Annotated in this window: 1 protein-coding gene; it reads right to left on the bottom strand. The window is 56.8% G+C overall.

Annotation, left to right across the window (positions count from 1 at the left end; genetic code table 11):
• Window positions 1-250 (bottom strand): RNB domain-containing ribonuclease (locus Q4563_RS21440; protein WP_442903851.1); only part of this gene is annotated, 250 nt, incomplete at both ends.

The raw sequence follows: 250 nt of genomic DNA, 5'->3' as shown, positions 1-250 counted from the left end.
GCAACAGCTGGAACAGGCTGTACAGGTTTTCGATGTGAGGCACGACCGCCGGGTAATGATCACGCCAGATCTGGCCTTCTTCACTGCGCGGTTGCTGCAGCATCGACCAGACCTTGTTGTAGGTCAGGCGGGCATGGGAGTGGATCAGCCCTTCCATAAACTTGTAACCGGAGATGTTCCCGGCTTTGGAGATGGTCATTTCGCACACCAGCACCAAACGGTCCACTGCCGGATTCAGGGAACACAGCCC

The sequence above is a fragment of the Gilvimarinus sp. 1_MG-2023 genome, from assembly GCF_030548285.1.
This window is presented reverse-complemented; position numbering and strand designations above follow the sequence as displayed.